This is a genomic window from Streptomyces sp. NPDC058741, from assembly GCF_042746715.1.
Lineage (GTDB): Bacteria > Actinomycetota > Actinomycetes > Streptomycetales > Streptomycetaceae > Streptomyces.
Map to the genome: position 1 here is coordinate 63,221 of NZ_JBHYQH010000029.1, position 14,631 is coordinate 77,851.

Sequence of the window (14,631 nt, forward strand, 5' to 3'; positions counted from 1 at the left end):
GCGGCCGTCGACCGACGTTCACCCGTATGCCGTGCGACCGTCGGCCACTGCTGGGACATTCACTGGACATGGAGATCCCCCACTTCGGCATCCCGCCCGAGCTCGCGCGCCGGATGAGCATGGCGGAACAGCACGAGTACCTGCGCACCCGGCTGTCCCGGCGGCGCGCGCTGGTGACGGCGGGCGCGGTGGCGAGCGGGCTGCTGACCGGCTGTTCCGGCTCCGGCCCCACGGCGACCCGCACGCCCTCGTCCGCCACGTCGCAGGCGCCCGGCTCCCACATCAGGCCGTTCGGCCGTCATCTCGCCTTCGGCGCCGACCCGAGGACGCAGATGCGGATCTCCTGGCAGGTGCCGCTCGCCGTGCGCAAGCCGTACGTCCGGGTGGGCCCGCGCCCCGACGACCTCGGGCGCAAGGTGGAGGCGGAGCTGCGCGACCTGCACACCCCGGAACTGAAGGGCGTGCGTGCGGCGGTCGAGCAGTACTACCTGCACGCGGCCCTGGACGGACTGCGTCCGGACACCACCTACTACTACGGCGTCGGGCACGAGGGCTTCGACCCGGCGTCCCCCGAGCACCGCTCGACCCTCACGTCGTTCCGCACGGCCCCCGCGAAACCGCCCGAGCGGTTCGTGTTCACCGCGTTCGGCGACCAGGGCGTCGGCGACGAGGCGGCTCTGAACGACCGCATGCTGCTGCGCCGGGGGCCCGCCTTCCATCTGCACGCCGGCGACATCTGCTACGCCGACCCGACGGGCAGGGGCCGGGAGTCGGACGTCTTCGACGCGACCCAGTGGGACCGGTTCCTGAAGCAGACGGAGCCGGTGGCCAGGTCGGTGCCGTGGATGGTGACGACCGGCAACCACGACATGGAGGCCTGGTACTCCCCCGACGGCTACGGCGGCCAACTGGCGCGGTTCTCGCTGCCGGACAGCGGCTTCGACCCGCACACGGCTCCGGGCGTCTACTCCTTCACCTACGGCAACGTCGGCGTGGTCGCGCTGGACACGAACGACGTGTCCTACGAGATCCCCGCCAACTTCGGCTGCACGCACGGGCGGCAGACGCGGTGGCTGGACCGGAGGCTGGGCGAGCTGAGGGCCTCGCGGGACGTCGACTTCATCGTCGTCTTCTTCCACCACTGCGCGTACTCGACGTCCACGCACGCCTCGGACGGCGGGGTGCGGGCCGCGTGGCTGCCGCTGTTCGCGCGGCACGAGGTGGACCTGGTCATCAACGGGCACAACCACGTCTACGAGCGGACCGACGCCGTCCGTGACGGCGAGGTGGGCAGGCCGGTGCGGGTCGGCGGGACCACGGATCCGCGCCGGGACGGGATCGTGTACGTCACCGCGGGCGGCGGCGGCAAGGAGCTGTACGGATTCCCCGACGGCGCGAAGGAGAGCTACGAGGGCCACGTCACCGACGGCGAGCCGGTGGAGTCGTTCCGGTGGACGAAGTCCCGGGACACGAAGGCGGAGTCGGCGCCGTGGTCGCGGGTGCGCTACCGCGGCTTCTCGTTCCTGTCCGTGGAGGCGGTGAGCGGCGCCGCTCCGCGGCTGCGGGTGTCGGCGCTGGCGTCGAGCGGTGAGCGGATCGACCACTTCGAGGTGCGGCGCGGAGCGTGAGGCCCCGCGCCGCGCCCCGTCGGGCGGCTCCCGGTCCTGGTACGGCTCAGTGGCCGGTGGATCCCCCGTTGTCCCGGCGGTCGAGGGCGCGCTGGAGCGCGGCGGCGGCGTTCCGGCGGTCGGACTCGCTCGTGCGGGAGGAGTGGCGGACTCGGCGGCGGACGGTCGTCTCGGCCATGGGACATCGTCTCCTTCGGACCAGCACGGAGTGCGGGAAAGGGGTTTACGAGACACCGGAAGGGGCGGGGAGCGGTGGCCGCAGGGGTTGCCTGCGCGGGGCCCGGCTCACGACCGCCGTTCGCTTGGTCGAGCGAGACGTTCGGCTCCTACAAAACTAAGGGAGGCCGACGCGTCTGTCTCCACCATTACTCGGACTTCCTACTATCTGAGACGGTGGACCGGGTCACACCCCGCTGAGCTGCGCTGATGAGGGGTGAGACCTAGAGCACGTCTCCGTCCCGCCAGTCGAAGAGGAGTTCGTGCGCCGGGTCGAGCGGGACGGCCGGGACGGGACGGACGTAGGTGCTCCCCTCCTCCTCCCGCAGGCGGACGGCGCCGTACCGGGGGCTGAGGGCGTGCACCTCCCCGGACCAGGGCTGCCAGCCGCGGGCCGTGTAGAGGAGGGCGCCGTCGTCGCTGGCGGACAGGGCGCCGAGGTCGTAGGCGCGGTCGACGACGCGTTCCAGCTCCGCCATGACCCGCCCGCCCAGGCCGGCCCGGCGGGCGTCGGCGCGTACGGCGACGTTCTCGACGTAGCCCGTGCGCAGCCACCGGCCGCGGTGCCGTACGCGGCGCATCACGACCGCCCCGTGCGCGGCGAGCCCGGAGGAGTCGTGGACGAGGACGTGCAGGCCGCCGAGGCCGTGGTCGAAGTCCTCGTCTCCGAAGTCACCGTCGAAGGCGGCGTCCAGGAGGACCCGTACGGCGTCGAGTTCGGCGGGGGCGAGGTCGGCGGTGTGGGCGGTGCGGGCGCGGTAGGTCATCCGCCCAGTATGCGAACGGGGCCGGGGACTCTCGACTGGTTACGGGCTCCGGCCGCGCGCAGGATGGAAGGGTCCGGCTCCGGGAGGGAGACCCGATGACCACGGCAGAGCCGCGCGCGCAGGTGATCACCCAGCACCGCTTCGGCGGACCGGACGTACTGGAGATCGAGGAGCACCCGCGGCCGAGACCGGGCCCCGGGGAGCTCCTGCTCCGGGTGCACGCGGCGGCGGTCGGTCCGGCGGACCGGCCGGCCCGTTCCGGCGCCGCCCCGCTGTTCGGCGAACCGCCGTTCACGCTGGGGCACGACGTGTCCGGGGAGATCGAGGAGGTCGGGACCGGCGTCACGCGGTTCCGGCCCGGCGACGAGGTGTTCGGCCGGATCGACGGCGGCGGCCACGCCACGCACGTCACCGCACCGGCCCTTCACCTCGCGGCGAAACCCGCCGGGCTGGACCACGCCCACGCGGCCGCCGCGCCGACGGCGGTGCTCACCGCCTGGCGTGGCCCCGGAGTCCTAGCTCAGACACCAGGGAGCAAGTAACCAGCGGGTAGCTTTGGGGTAGTCGGGTGGGCGGCGCGCAGCTCCCACAGAAACTGCAGGACCTTGTCGCAGGTGGCCTCCGCCGTGGTGTCGGCAGGCAACTGCCCGCGTCTACCGAATTGCCGCGGCTCGGCTCTACGATCTTCAAAAGGATCAGCGGCAGGGGGGGCAATGGGCACTATCTACGACGCTTACCGCAACCGCATCGGCGTGACCAGCCCATCCGGGTCGATCAAGAACGCCAACGGCCAGAGAGTCGGTTCCTTCGACTCCTACGGCCAGGTAAAGGACACCAACCGTCGAAAAGTCGGTTCTCTCTCAGGCTTCGCAATCATAAACGCGCAGGGACAGACCGCTGGCTATCTCGGAGCCTTCGGCTACGTCAGGGACGCTCGAAGCAACATCGTCGGCAGCGTTGAAGTCAACATCTGGCAGGACTGGGACGACTATGCAGAGGAAGACGACGACGAAGACGAAACGTTCGAACTGAAGATCAGCGCAGCCGGGCTCCTCCTGCTGCTGCTCCAGAGCCAGTAGCCACGATGCCGACAACACCGGCTACCTGGTGCCGGTAAGAACCCTGTCACCGATCCTGCTGGCTTATTCCGTGCCCGGCGGGGCTGGCGGCTCGTTGGTCAGGGCAGCAGCGGCCGTCTTGGCGTTCCCGGTCGCGGGTGGGGTGTGGAATGTCGATGCGGCCGAGGCCGTGGCCGAAGGTGCCCGAGCTGACCGCGCAGGTGGCGCGGGCGGTGGCGGCACGGGGCCCGTACCCGTTGGCGATGCGGGTCCGTGACGAGCTGGGCGAGTTGTTCACAGACGCCGAGTTCGCCGAGGCGTTCGGAGCCAGAGGGCGGCCGGGCTGGTCACCGGGTCAACTGGCGCTGGTGACGGTGTTGCAGTTCGCCGAGAACCTCACCGACCGGGCGGCAGCGCATCGGGTGCGGTACGGCATGGACCTGAAGTACGCACTCGGCCTGGAGCTGGACGATCCCGGGTTCGACGCCTCGGTGCTGTCCGAGTTCCGCACGCGTCTGGTCGAGCACGGGATGGAGGAGAAGGTGCTCGACCTGCTGCTGACCGCCCTCAAAAACCGGGGCCTGGTCAAGGCCGGAGGCAGGCAGCGCACCGACTCCACCCGGGTGCTGGCGGCGGTACGCGACCTGAACAGGCTGGAGCTGGCCGGGGAGACGTTGCGGGCCGCGCTGGAGGCGCTGGCCTGCGCGGCCCCGGACTGGCTGGCCGGGGCGGTTCCCGTTCGGGAATGGGCCGAACGCTACGGCCCACGGATCCACTCCTGGCATCCGCCGGCTTCCACGAGCAAGCGCGAGGAGATGACCCTGGTCTACGGCCGGGACGGGTTCACGCTGCTGGAGGCGGTGCATGCCCCTGATGCCCCGGCATGGCTGCGCGAACTCCCGGCGGTGCAGGTCTTGCGCACGATGTGGGTGCAGAACTACCACCGCACCGTGACCGAGGCTGGGGCGGAGGTGCAGCGGCGGGAGAGCAAAGACCTCCCGCCCGGCAGACTGCGGCTGGCCTCCCCGTACGACACCGACGCGCGCTACGGCCTCAAACAGGGCTCCTGGTGGACCGGCTACAAGATCCACATCAGTGAGTCCTGCGACGATACCGACGACCAGGACCCGGCTGCTGACGGCCAGGCGCTGATCCCCGGAGCCGACGGACCGCAGCCGCGCTTGATCACCGGCATCGCGACCACCGACGCCACGGTGACGGATGCGGAAATGACCGAACCGGTCCATCACATGCTCGCCGCCCGTGATCTCCTGCCCGCCGAGCACTTTCTCGATTCCGGTTATGCATCCGCCGAGTTGATCATGGGGATGAAGAAGAACTTCGGGGTCACCCTGGTCACCCCGGTCTTGATGAACAGCTCACCCCAGGCGCGTGCAGGCGCCGGGTTCGACCGCACCGCGTTCACCATCGACTGGGACAAGCGGCAGGCCACCTGCCCACGCGGGGACACTAGCACCTGGTGGAGCCCTGCCACCCTGCGCGGCACCAAAGCCATCGTCATCAAATTCGACAAGGAGACATGCCGTCCCTGCCCGGTGCGCAACCAGTGCACCCGCTCGAAGACCGGCGGCCGGACTCTCTCCCTGCAACCCCGCGAGCTGCAAGAAGTCCTCGATCATGCCCGCCTCCAGCAGGGCGACGAGCTATGGCGAGCCAAGTACGGAACCCGCGCGGGCATCGAGGGAACCATCCACCAGGCCGTCGCGGTCACCGGGATGAGACGTGCCCGATACCTCGGTCTCCAGAAGACTCACCTGGAGCACGTCTTCTCCGCCGTTGCGCTCAACCTCATTCGCCTCGATGCCTGGTGGAACGGCCACCCGCTCGACCGCACCCGTGTCAGTCACCTTGCCCGCCTCGACCTCTCCCTCGCCGCGTGAACGAATAGCCGAGCAGGATCGAAACCGGGTGATCTACTGCGCCCAGTCCCAGGCGGTGGCGCGAGGCTGGGCGCCGATCTCGGACATGAACGAGTCGGTGCCGTCCGGCGGAACTGGGTTCTGCTTGGAGGCCAGCTCGGGCGCGCACACCTGCCAGTACAGGGTCCGGGTCCCGTATGGGGCGATGCCCGCGTCCTGAGTGAGCATCTTGACTGGGCCGTCCACGTCGTCGGGGTACTCACCGTCGGCGTGCTTGGGCGTGTACAAGGTCTGGAACTTCTGGGTGACGGAGATGACTGCGGTGTCGGAGCGGTTCTCGTAGACGGTCATGACGTTCACGCACTTGTTCGTCGCGTCGCCGTCGTGCCATTCGGTCAGGGCGACTGATCCCTGGGGAGTGCGGGCCGGGGCTGGCGCGGGAGCCGAGGAGACGGCCGGTGTGGGGGTGGCCGAAGTGCGTCTGGCTACAGGCGTGGATGTCGGTGTGGGGGTGGGGGTGGGCGCGATGGTCTGGGTGACCGTGACCGTGGGGGCTGCCGCAGCAGGCTGCGGGGCTCGGCCGCTACAGCCGACGGCGAGGAGTGCTGCCGCGCAGGCGGCTATGACAGGAAGGAACCGGCGGATCATGTCTGCCTTTCACGTTCAGCAAGGTGACTGCGGCAGGCGCTGCTCGGCCGGTTTCTGTGGGGGACGAAAGCGGGGGTCGCCACCTGACATTCGGTACGACGCGGATCATAGCGACGGGTACGGCTGCTCGATGCCGCAGACGGTAGTCTCCGGGGCCTCCGTCTTGAGCTGGGATTTGGTCCCGGGTTCTCCGAGCCCGGCTGTGTCGTCGGCTCCGGCGTCTCCCGCCGCACAGGAGAAGATCAGTGCGTGATTGATTTCCTCAAGGAGCACCAGGCGTTCATAGTCTGGCTCCTCCCCATCGTTTTCACCTTCGCCGGCGTCTGGCTCGGCGCCAAAGTGCAAGCCGGCGGGGGCGTCGCGCAGGCCAAGGCCGCGAAGGAAGCAGCGGAAACGGCTGCGACGGCTACCCTTCAGGCAGTCCGGGAACAGGCCGACCACGCCGCAGCCGCGGCCCACGCCGCTGCGCTGCGCGAGCAGCGGATCAGCGCAGCGACGAACCTGATCCGCACCGACAGGGCGTTCGGCAGAGTTCTGCACACGATGTTCCGGGAACCCGACACGGGAGCCTCCACGCCCGCCTACGACGAACTTATCCATGCCTGGGGGGTGCTCCAGCTTGTCGCTCCAGTCTCCCTCGCCACTGCGTCCACCCACGTTCTGAATGCGGCGCAGAACCTCCAACGCCTCGCTCGCCAACGAGGTGAGGCGTACTGGCTCTACATGCGTTTGACCGGTGTCAGCGTCTGGAGGCCCGAGTATGAGGATGCCCGCCGGGCCGTGGAGGCCCTGGATGCCTTCCGCGCCGCGCATGCAGCCGATGCCGCGAACATGATGGAGATGCACGATGCGGCGTCTGCGGCTCTCGACCAGCTCCCGGCCCTGGACGCAGAGCAAGCGTCGGCCCTGCTCAGCGACTGCATGGAGCCTGAAATAGGCCCCCGGCTTGACCAGTACTGGAGGGAGCATGAGGAGGCCATGAAGGAATTCGTCAGCTGCGCGCGCGCCGTCCTGAGTGTCAACAACTAATTAGCAGTACGTGCTGGACGGCCGCTTCAGCGCTGGATGTCGGCCACGAGGATGTTGATGCGGTTCTCGTTCAGCGCTGCGGCTATCTCCTCTGCTCCGACCAACGAGCCGCAAGCCCCGCCGGGCACGGAATAAGCCAGCAGGATCGTCACCAGCCGCAAACGAGCGTCAGCGCTTCGTGACCGCAGCGTCGTCGGCGAATGCCGACGAGCGACTGTGGGGGCCTCAGGCCCCCACAGGTCGGCCGGCGAAGGATGGCCGATTCGCGCTCTGTCTGGCGCTTGCTACAAGGTGATGGGCTACGTGTGTGTCGGGGATCATCGCGGCCGCTATCGCCGTCATCGGAACGCTGCTTGGTGCGGTCGTCGCGCACCGCTACCAGAAGAAGACCGCGGTCTTGTCCGCAGCCCAAGCCGACCGCGAGCGCAACCACCAGCGCCTCCTTGATGCGTGCGCTGACTTCATTGGCCTCGCAGAAGACTATCGGCGAGCACAGTACGACCGATGGACAAGCCAGCAAATGGCGGCCGAATCAGAGGCGGCCCTCGCGGCCCGGGTCGAGTCCTATCGGCTCTACGTCGAGGTCCGCAGTAGCGCCTTCCGGCTCCGCCTCGTCGCCCATGGCCCGCATGCGCAGCACCTCGCCGAGCAGGCTGCGGAGATCCAGACGAAGACCCGAGAGATCTTCTTCGCTACCGATAAGGCCGACATGCTCCTCCGAGGCGAGACAGCGGAGCATGCCTGCGAAGCCTTCGTGGTCCGAGCCAGAGAGGTGCTTTATGGGACGGCCCTCTACTCCCGAAACAGCGAAGTGGCCCCGGAGTCCTAGCTCAGACACCAGCCGCAAGGTAGCGGTCAAGACTTCGTGACCTTGGTCTTCTTCGGCTGACGGGGGACGGTCTTGGCTCTGTCGAGGTGCCCGTACACCGTCGACCTCGGCACGCTGAACATGTCGGCGATCTGCTGGACGGTCTTCTCCCGTTCGTCGTAGAGCCGTTGGGCGAGCGCGGCCTGGTCCTCGGTGAGCTTCGGCCGGCGTCCGCCCACCCGGCCGCGGGCTCGCGCGGAGGCGAGCCCGTCGTTCGTGTTCGCCACGATCAGCTCCCGCTGGAGCTCTGCCAGTACGGACAGCATCCCGAACATCGCCCGCCCCTCCATCGTGGCGGTGTCGATGCCCTGTTCGATGACGTGCAGCCCGATACTCCGCTCGCGCAGCTCGGCGCCGAGGGTTACCAGGTGCAGCACGGAGCGGGAGAGGCGGTCGAGCCGGGTCACCTTCAACGTGTCGCCCTCGCGCAGCAGCTGCATGACGAGATCGAGCTTCGGGCGAGACGCCTTCGCGCCGCTGGCGACGTCGACGTGGATGTTGTCGCGGTCGACGCCGTGGCGGAGTAGTGCGTCGATCTGATGACCGGGGTTCTGGTCGGCCGTCGATGTGCGGGCGTAGCCAATGAGCATCGTCGGAATCTACCGGCCGGACCGTTCACCGACATTGATTGTCGACGCGAGTTGCCGACACTGCCCACCTGCGGGTTCGTGATCACTGCGCCGAGTGTCGGCAGACGATCGTTTGCCGACACTCGGGACGCGCTGCCGATCACACCAAGTCGGGTTGCCAGGTGACCCGATCGGGATAAACGTTCGCGGTGGGGGACAGCCTGTACGAGCCCGCGTTGACGTCCTCGGCAAGCACCCAGCCCACCCCCTGGTAGGCGTAGGGCGCTTCCTCCCGGGGCACAGCGCACTGCCGAAGGTCCGTGATGACGGTCTCCCCTGCCCCCACGTCGAGAGGATGGGTGCTCGGCGCCTTCGGGCACGGATGGAACTCGTTGGCTTGCACGTACTCCAGGCGAATCTTGACCGTTGCCGCCTTGCTCCCATGGTTGGTGATCTTGAGGGCGAAGGAAATGCGCTCCGCCTCGACGCGTGCGCATACTCTCCACGCCACCGCGCCCGGCCCCGCGAACGGGACGCTACACCGGCTGTCCTCCCCCAGGGTCCCCTTCTCCAGACCCGGAGACTCCGAGGGGACTGCCCCCGGCCCCACCCGTGCGGAAGAGCCCGCGCTGGCCGAAGCCGACACCTGGGGGCTGGCCCCCTCAGACCCGTTGCCAGTCTCCTCGTCACCGTCGGCTCCCACCACTGCCGTAGCGGCGATGACCACGGCGGCGACAGTCGCAGCCACAGCTGTCACGCCGCCCAAAACCTTGCCCCATCCAGGCCGGTCACGCCACAGTCGTTGCCACGGGCCACGACGAGGGACGCCGGGCGATTCGCCGCCTGTGGCCAGCGGCGGCCGGGCTGAAGCCTTCTCGTCAACCGCAGCAACAGGCACGGTGGCCGTCGTGCGGGCAAGCGGCGCATCGGAAGCTGCTTCAGGGGCATCCTGGCGCTGGCTGATTGCCGGCGGGCCAGGACGGGGCGCCTCGCCCGCAGAGGAGTCGGCTTCAGTCCCGGCCGAAGGGCTCGAATTGAGCGCTGCCTCAGACGAACTACGGAAGTGGGCTTGCGCAGCAACCCTCCAACCACTCGGGTATCTGCGCTCCAACTGTGTTTGTGCGAGATCGATCCTTTCGCCGAATTGCAGCACTCGCCGGGCTTGCGCCCCTTGTAGTCCCAAGGCTCGAACGATGTCCTGAGACAGGCCCTTGCCCGGCAGAGCCGCACCACCGGTGGTGACGATCTTCCGGCCGCTCAGCCACTTGGAGACTCGGCTCGGGTCAACGCTGAGCCTGCTTGCGAGCTGCTGCTGCTGCATCCCCGACGCACGGCAGACGTGCTTGACCTCCTTGGCCCATTCATCCAGCGCATCGCCGAACTCGTCGATCAGTTCTTCGTTCGTGCTGCCCAACCCGGTAGACCCCTTCCCGTTTGCACGTCGACACCAGGTTTCGCAGGTCACAGCGGTGAAAGTTGCACTGCAACATGCACCTCCCTGACGCCTGTGGCTTCGCTCGATTCCCCTGGCCATCCTCGATTCTGACGGCGCGTCCACTGCGCCGCCGAATCCCACAAGTCTCTGAGACACGAGAGGAACACACCGTGATTCGAACGAAGGTTCGCAAGAGGGGTATCGGGTCGGCTCTCCTGGCTGCGGCAGTCCTGGGCGGTGCAACGCCTGCGCTTCTGCCCGCCGCTCAGGCGGACGCTGCCCCGCTCGGCCGCGTATGCCTGTTCCAGGACCAGCAGGGAGCCAAGGGAGCCGGCCACGTCGCCTGGGCCATCCGCGACCCTAAGAACTCCAGCCACTGGATCTGGGGCGCGACGGAGAACGCGGAGGGCGACAGCTACACCGCCCCGGGCAAGAACAACGGAAGCTGGATCAAGGGCGGCACCTGGACGCAGCTGCGCGGCAGCATCAGCCTGACCACCTACGACTACTACCGGTGCATCAACACCGCCAGCGGCAACCTCAGGGCGGCCCAGCAGACGTACGGGCGGATGAAGTCCAACGGCTACGCCGTGCTGACCAACAACTGTCTCACCAAGTCGCTGGCCATCTTCCGCAGCTACAGCCCGGCCCTGACCAGCGCCTACCTGCCCGACGGCAAGTACAAGTCGCCCAACTACTACTTCACCACCTCGCTGAACAACGCCCGGGGCTGGGAGAAGGCCCGCACGTACTGATTCCGCCGACTCGTCTCGAAAGAACTCACACCGACCACGAAGGGAACGACCATCATGTGCCAGCGATGCAAAGGCAACGGCAAGTGCACCACCTGCGGGGGCTCCGGATCCCGGGGGCTGTTCACGTGCTCCAGTTGCAAGGGCAGCGGCGACTGCAAGGCCTGTGACGGCCGAGGCTGAGAACCGCTGAACCCGGAGGGCAGGGGCACCCTGCCCTCTCCTCATGTGTGGCCACTCCCTCCGGGGCGCAACGGGCGTTCAAACCCGGTTACCGGCGGCAGCTCTGCCGGATCGGGGGCGAGGCACGGTCACTGCCCGCCCCAGGTCGAGTCGCTTGTCCATGTCGAGGCGGAAGGTTCCGTACGGGTTGATGTTCGACCAGAACAGCGCGGTCAGGCCCCGCCGGTCCTCGTCCGAGAGCTTCTTCGCCCAGGCCGGTTCGGCGAGGATCTGCTGAACCAGAAGCGTGTTGACGTACACGAGCGCGGACTGGAGCAGGTGCAGCGCGAGCATAGAGGTCTCGGCGTGCTCCTTGTCCGGGCCGGTCAGCGCGCCGTCCTTGCCGTAGTGGAGCACGGTGTTCGCGCTGTTCCAGTTCTCCACGACCTGGAGCCCGCCGTGGATCTCCCGGCGCAGGCCGGGGGCGGCAAGGTAGTCGCAGGCGAAGACCGTGCGGACAGCGCGGCCGAGTTCTTCGAGCGCGGCGTACGTGGGGTGCTTGGGCCCGCCGCGGGTGAAGCGCCGCAGCACCTGCTCCGCCTCCGCCGTCCCCAGGCGGAGCGCGGTGGCGTACTTGACCATCTGGTCGTACTGCTGCTCGATCAGGTCCCAGCGGATCGGCCGGGTCAGCGAGCCGCCGAGCGCCGGCCAGCCGGGTGGGAAGTCGTCGGGGCAGTACAGGCGGATGCTGCCGATGTTCTTCAACCTGGGCAGCAGGCGGAAGTTGAGCAGCTCGGTGAAGGCGAACCCGACGACGCTCGCACCGTGGGTGTCGACGTAGTTCGACTCGATCTCGGCATCCGTGCAGTGCCGCAGCAGGCCCTCGATCATCGCCGCGACCTCGGACGACGAACAGCTCTTGAGCTGGGAGTAGATGCAGACGTTCTTCTTCTCGACGTGCCAGTACACCATCACGCCGTTGCCGCCGTAGCGGGCGTGGTACTCGGTCATGAAGTTCGAGGACCAGGACCCGAACTTCTTCGAGTCCGAGGCGCACGCCGTGCCGCGGCCCCACCATGCGGTGTCTCGGGCGGCGAAGGTAGCGTTCACCAGCTTCGTTACGGCGGCGCGGAGGTTGTCGACGGTGATGAAGTGCCGGCGCACGTGCCGCAGGGCGGCCTCCGTCTCGCCGTGCTCGCCGGTCGCCACGATCGCGCGGATGCCCATGTTGGTGCCCAGGGCAGAGAGCGCGAGCAGGAGGCGGCGCTGGAGGGTAGCGCGGTCGATGCGTTCGTACGCGGCGACCGAGGAGAACTCGTCGGTGAACCCGGAGAGGAAGTCGGCATTCTTCAACACGTCCAGGAGATCGAGCACACCCCAGCGGCGTACGACCTCCTCCTTCAGGGCCGTCAGGCCAGTGGGCTCGTCCAGCTTGTCCAGCTTCGGCACCGTGATCCACGGCTCGCCTTTGCGGGTGGTGACCTTCACCCCGCCCGCCGAGCCATCCGCGAGTGCGGAGGACAACCGGTCCAGGCCGTCGGCCATCCGCCGCTTCAGGCCGCTGATGAACTCAGCGGGGTCCTGGGGCTGGCGGATCGCGGCGTAGTGCACGGTGCGGGTGGCCTCGAAGTCGCCGGGCAGATCGTCCTCCGGGTTGCACCACCGCCTCCCGCCCTCGACGTAGATCTCACGGCGCCGGATCGCCTCCCGCAGCGCCACCAGGACGCACAGCTCGTACGGGATGCGCTCGACCTTGCCCTTGTCGTCGACGACGGCCTCCCGCCAGTCCTTGCGTACGACGCCGTCCATCGGCACCTCGTCGGCGGCGTCGTAGAAGCGGGTCTTGCCGTCGACGCCGGCGTACTTCTCCAGTAGTCGCATCGCGTCCATCACCGGCCGGTAGGCGGTGTTGTTGCACTTGAAGCCCAGCGTCTTCAGCAGCGGCGGCAGCATCTGCCGGTAGTACGAGCTGTAGGAGGAGCGCAGGGTGGTGCGGACCTTAGCCTTGAAGACCTTCTCGTTGGCCTTCGCCTCGGCCACCAGGTCGCGCAGCGTCTTCTCACCAACCACCGGGTACAGCGCCGTACGCACCACCTCGTCCGGCTTACCGATCGCCGCATCGGCGAGCTTGAAGAGGATGCCCTCCTTGCCCCGCACCTTCTTCAGCTCCGCCGTCAGCTGCCTCTCCACCCGCCGCTCGGCACGGGCGTTGATCTTGTGGACCAAAGCCACCAACAGCTCCACCAGCGCGTCCGTGATCTCCGCCTGGCGAGAGGTGCACAGCGCGGCAAGCAGAGTGATCCGCACGTCCTCACTCGTGTCGCGAAAGTCCGAGGGGTACATCTTGATCGCCCGCGCCCGCCACGCGGCCAGCAGCTTCTCCGAGCAGTCCGCGAACAGCCCGTCGGGCAGACCGAGTTTGCGTACGTCGTTCAGCTTGGTGATCTCCGTCAGCAGCGAGTCCAACCCGACCGCGCCCGGGTCGCGTTTGAGCGCGGCCAGCAGGGCGGTGCCGTCCTCGTTGTCCTCCCCGACCAGAGCCAGCAGCCGGGCCATGCCCGCAGCGCCCAGGCGTTCGATGGTCCGGGTGCAGAAAGTCTTCTCCCACCGGCCTCGCGCGGCGACCAGGACCTTCTCGATCCGGGTCCTGCCCGGAGGCTCGATCTTCCTCTCCCGGCACTCGACCACCAGGGCCTCGCGCTGCCGGTCCTCGACCAGTTCGACCGGGCATACCTCTGCGGCCAGCCACCCCGTCAGCTGTTCCTCGTCCGCGAGGGTCGACGGCCGGAACCCCAGCGCCTCGCGGATCTGCTTCCGGTGTCGCTTCGCGCCCGCCAGGTCGTACTTCGCAAGCTCGGCCGCCGGCACCTTGACCAGACCGGCGACGTAGTCGACGGCAGCCTGCGGGAACTCCTCGATGAACTCCGGGAAACGGCCGTCGATCTCGAAGAACTTGAGCATCAGGCAGAAGCCGAGCCGGGTCGTGCCGGACTTGTTGGCCACCAGGTCCCAGTCGCCATCCACCAGCGTCCAGCACGCCACAACGTCTTCCGGCGACCACTCCTGTCGCACACCAGCCCCTTGCCGTCGAACTGTCGGTTCATCCGATCAGCCAACGACAGGGCCCAGTAGCAGGAAACGGCATGCCTAGAAGATCACTGAAAATGTTGCGGGTTCTGGCCCCGGCTCGGTGGAGTTGGGGCCAGTCTTGTAGGCATGCAGGGGGAATGGGCCGGGGAGATGGTCGGGCCGGATGTGTGGGAGACCTGCCGGGAGTTGATCCCGGCCGGGAGTGTGTTCGCGTTCCTTGCCGAGCATCGCGAGGCGCTGTTCCCGCCGGGGATGTTTACCGACATGTACCCCTCGTCCAACGGCCGTCCGAGTCTGCCGCCGCAGGTGCTGGCGGCGACGGTGGTGCTGCAGAGCCTGCACGGGCTGTCGGACTTTGAGACCGTTCAGGAACTGCGGTGTGACCTGCGGTGGAAGGCCGCCTGCGGGCTCGGCCTGTACGACACCGCTTTCGATCCCTCGCTGCTGACGTACTTCCGGCGCCGTTTGCGTCACTCGGCCAATCCGACGCGGATCTTCACCAAGGTCAAGGAGGTCGTGGCCGCGACCG

The 14,631-nt window shown here is 68.2% G+C and carries 15 protein-coding genes; 8 read left to right on the forward strand and 7 right to left on the reverse strand.

All coding sequences use genetic code 11. From position 1 onward, the window contains the following. Nucleotides 1-68 precede the first annotated feature (68 nt). Nucleotides 69-1,628, forward strand: coding sequence for a purple acid phosphatase family protein (locus ACFW6P_RS22395; protein WP_386424434.1), 1,560 nt, complete (start codon nt 69-71; stop codon nt 1,626-1,628). A 46-nt stretch (nt 1,629-1,674) separates the two neighbouring features. Here the strand turns inward: ACFW6P_RS22395 and ACFW6P_RS22400 are convergent, their stop codons facing one another. Together ACFW6P_RS22400 and ACFW6P_RS22405 are read right to left on the reverse strand one after the other, a co-directional pair. Continuing rightward, entirely contained in the window at nt 1,675-1,806 is a 132-nt protein-coding gene (locus tag ACFW6P_RS22400; RefSeq protein ID WP_386357107.1) for a hypothetical protein, read from the reverse strand. 262 nt (nt 1,807-2,068) lie between these two features. Further along, nucleotides 2,069-2,611, reverse strand: coding sequence for a GNAT family N-acetyltransferase (locus tag ACFW6P_RS22405; RefSeq protein WP_386357105.1), 543 nt, complete (start codon nt 2,609-2,611; stop codon nt 2,069-2,071). A gap of 95 nt (nt 2,612-2,706) precedes the next feature. Here ACFW6P_RS22405 and ACFW6P_RS22410 point away from each other — a divergent pair, with 95 nt between their 5' ends. The 3 genes from ACFW6P_RS22410 to ACFW6P_RS22420 all read left to right on the forward strand — a co-directional run bounded on the left by ACFW6P_RS22410 (nt 2,707) and on the right by ACFW6P_RS22420 (nt 5,570). Then, on the forward strand, nt 2,707-3,153 hold the full coding sequence (locus ACFW6P_RS22410; RefSeq protein ID WP_386357102.1) for a zinc-binding alcohol dehydrogenase family protein: 447 nt from the start codon (nt 2,707-2,709) through the stop codon (nt 3,151-3,153). A gap of 171 nt (nt 3,154-3,324) precedes the next feature. Further along, nucleotides 3,325-3,690 carry a 5-fold beta-flower protein gene (locus tag ACFW6P_RS22415; protein ID WP_386357099.1) on the forward strand — a complete coding sequence of 122 codons (366 nt, stop codon included), beginning with the start codon at nt 3,325-3,327 and terminating at the stop codon, nt 3,688-3,690. A gap of 179 nt (nt 3,691-3,869) precedes the next feature. Beyond that, on the forward strand, nt 3,870-5,570 hold the full coding sequence (locus tag ACFW6P_RS22420; RefSeq protein ID WP_386357096.1) for an IS1182 family transposase: 1,701 nt from the start codon (nt 3,870-3,872) through the stop codon (nt 5,568-5,570). Nucleotides 5,571-5,603: 33 nt separating this feature from the next. Here the strand turns inward: ACFW6P_RS22420 and ACFW6P_RS22425 are convergent, their stop codons facing one another. After that, nucleotides 5,604-5,909: a hypothetical protein gene (locus ACFW6P_RS22425; RefSeq protein ID WP_019075625.1), complete on the reverse strand. Its 306-nt coding sequence runs from the start codon at nt 5,907-5,909 to the stop codon at nt 5,604-5,606. 537 nt (nt 5,910-6,446) lie between these two features. Here ACFW6P_RS22425 and ACFW6P_RS22430 point away from each other — a divergent pair. Further along, nucleotides 6,447-7,226, forward strand: a complete 780-nt coding sequence (locus ACFW6P_RS22430; protein WP_386357093.1) for a hypothetical protein — start codon at nt 6,447-6,449, stop codon at nt 7,224-7,226. 26 nt (nt 7,227-7,252) lie between these two features. Here the strand turns inward: ACFW6P_RS22430 and ACFW6P_RS22435 are convergent, their stop codons facing one another. Next, nucleotides 7,253-7,378: a hypothetical protein gene (locus tag ACFW6P_RS22435; protein WP_386357090.1), complete on the reverse strand. Its 126-nt coding sequence runs from the start codon at nt 7,376-7,378 to the stop codon at nt 7,253-7,255. Nucleotides 7,379-7,533: 155 nt separating this feature from the next. Here ACFW6P_RS22435 and ACFW6P_RS22440 point away from each other — a divergent pair, with 155 nt between their 5' ends. Beyond that, the gene (locus ACFW6P_RS22440) at nt 7,534-8,055 is read left to right on the forward strand and encodes a hypothetical protein (protein ID WP_386357087.1); all 522 of its coding nucleotides are present in this window, start codon (nt 7,534-7,536) and stop codon (nt 8,053-8,055) included. A gap of 26 nt (nt 8,056-8,081) precedes the next feature. On the opposite strand, the gene ACFW6P_RS22445 is transcribed toward ACFW6P_RS22440, so the two are convergent. Beyond that, nucleotides 8,082-8,684, reverse strand: a complete 603-nt coding sequence (locus tag ACFW6P_RS22445) for a recombinase family protein (protein WP_386357085.1) — start codon at nt 8,682-8,684, stop codon at nt 8,082-8,084. 139 nt (nt 8,685-8,823) lie between these two features. After that, on the reverse strand, nt 8,824-10,077 hold the full coding sequence (locus ACFW6P_RS22450) for a hypothetical protein (RefSeq protein ID WP_386357082.1): 1,254 nt from the start codon (nt 10,075-10,077) through the stop codon (nt 8,824-8,826). A 191-nt stretch (nt 10,078-10,268) separates the two neighbouring features. Between ACFW6P_RS22450 and ACFW6P_RS22455 the strand changes: the two genes are divergently transcribed. Beyond that, the gene (locus ACFW6P_RS22455) at nt 10,269-10,853 is read left to right on the forward strand and encodes a Tat pathway signal protein (protein WP_386357079.1); all 585 of its coding nucleotides are present in this window, start codon (nt 10,269-10,271) and stop codon (nt 10,851-10,853) included. A gap of 258 nt (nt 10,854-11,111) precedes the next feature. Here the strand turns inward: ACFW6P_RS22455 and ACFW6P_RS22460 are convergent, their stop codons facing one another. Beyond that, entirely contained in the window at nt 11,112-14,084 is a 2,973-nt protein-coding gene (locus ACFW6P_RS22460; protein WP_386357076.1) for a Tn3 family transposase, read from the reverse strand. Between the two features lie 144 nt (nt 14,085-14,228). On the opposite strand from ACFW6P_RS22460, the gene ACFW6P_RS22465 reads away from it, so the two are divergent. Next, nucleotides 14,229-14,631: transposase (locus tag ACFW6P_RS22465; protein ID WP_386424437.1), on the forward strand; the 403-nt coding region annotated here is incomplete at its 3' end.

Excerpts from the sequence above, each read along its gene's own strand:
- ACFW6P_RS22400 (WP_386357107.1), bottom strand. The coding sequence starts at position 1,806 with ATGGCCGAGACGACCGTCCGCCGCCGAGTCCGCCACTCCTCCCGCACG.
- ACFW6P_RS22395 (WP_386424434.1), top strand. The coding sequence starts at position 69 with ATGGAGATCCCCCACTTCGGCATCCCGCCCGAGCTCGCGCGCCGGATG.
- ACFW6P_RS22410 (WP_386357102.1), top strand. The coding sequence starts at position 2,707 with ATGACCACGGCAGAGCCGCGCGCGCAGGTGATCACCCAGCACCGCTTC.
- ACFW6P_RS22405 (WP_386357105.1), bottom strand. The coding sequence starts at position 2,611 with ATGACCTACCGCGCCCGCACCGCCCACACCGCCGACCTCGCCCCCGCC.
- ACFW6P_RS22445 (WP_386357085.1), bottom strand. The coding sequence starts at position 8,684 with ATGCTCATTGGCTACGCCCGCACATCGACGGCCGACCAGAACCCCGGT.
- ACFW6P_RS22415 (WP_386357099.1), top strand. The coding sequence starts at position 3,325 with ATGGGCACTATCTACGACGCTTACCGCAACCGCATCGGCGTGACCAGC.